General features: G+C 68.4%; 1 protein-coding gene. It reads right to left on the bottom strand.

Annotated elements, in window-relative coordinates; translation table 11 throughout:
• Positions 1 to 952 (bottom strand): IS481 family transposase (locus ACFWRO_RS37080; protein ID WP_384519112.1); only part of this gene is annotated, 952 nt, incomplete at its 3' end.
• Between the last annotated feature and the right edge of the window lie 101 nt (positions 953 to 1,053).

Here is a 1,053-nt window from a genome sequence, read left to right as displayed (position 1 = left end):
TGTATTGACCCGCAGGGTTGTTGACGCGGCTGATGGGCGGGTGTCCGTCGAGTGCGGTGTGGCAGCGGTGGTGGTTGTAGGTGTGGAGGAAGGCTGTCAGGGCCGCTGTCCGTTCGTCGTTCGAGGTGTAGGGCCGCTGGTAGGCCCATTCGTCGAGCAGGGTGCGGTTGAAGCGTTCGACCTTGCCGTTGGTCTGCGGCCGGTAGGCACGGGTGAGTTTCCCGGTCGCGCCGAGTTCGGCGAGGACGGCCTTCCAGGCCAGGCCCTTGCGGTAGGCCCATGCGTTGTCCGTCAGGACCCGTTCGATCCGGGTGATGCCGTGGCCGTGGAAGAACGCGGCCGCTCGGGCCAGGAAGGCCGCGCAGGTCGCGACTTTCTCGTCCGGGTGGATCTCGCTGTAGGCCAGGCGGGAGTGGTCGTCGACGGCGGAGTGGACGTAGTCGAAACCCATCTGGCTGCGGGTGGCTCGGCCGGCCTGGCGGCCCAGGGCCTTGTGGCCGCCGCCGTCGGGGATCCGGCCGAGCTTCTTCACGTCGATGTGGACGAGTTCGCCGGGTCGTTCGCGTTCGTAGCGGCGGATCACCATGCCGGTCGGGCGGTCGATGAAGGCCAGCCGGTTCAGCCGGTGGCGGGTGAGGATCCGGTGGACGGTGGATGCGGGCAGTCCCAGGATCGGGCCGATCCGGGCGGGCCCGAGCTTGCGGGTCCGTCGCAGGTCGCAGACCCGCTCCTCGATGTCGGCTGCTGTCCGGTGCGGGGTCGTGTGCGGGCGGCTGGAGCGGTCGGCCAGGCCCGCGTCGCCTTCGGCCCGCCAGCGGCGGACCCATTTGTGGGCTGTGGGCCTCGATATGCCCATCTCGGCCGCGACATGCGCGACCGGACGACCGGAACGGACACGTTCGACCAGCAGCCGCCTGCCGTGCACGGTCAGCCGGGCATTACGGTGGGACACGAAGACCTCCGTGTGCGGTGAAGCCTAGACACCTCCACCACACCGGAGGTCTTCGCCATGATCAAGACCAGACAGCGTTAACAACGCTCGTGATCAATACA

Source organism: Streptomyces sp. NPDC058579, from assembly GCF_042718575.1.
Taxonomy (GTDB): Bacteria; Actinomycetota; Actinomycetes; order Streptomycetales; family Streptomycetaceae; genus Streptomyces.
Note: the sequence above shows the minus strand (reverse complement) of the source record. Positions and strands in the feature narration are given on the sequence as shown.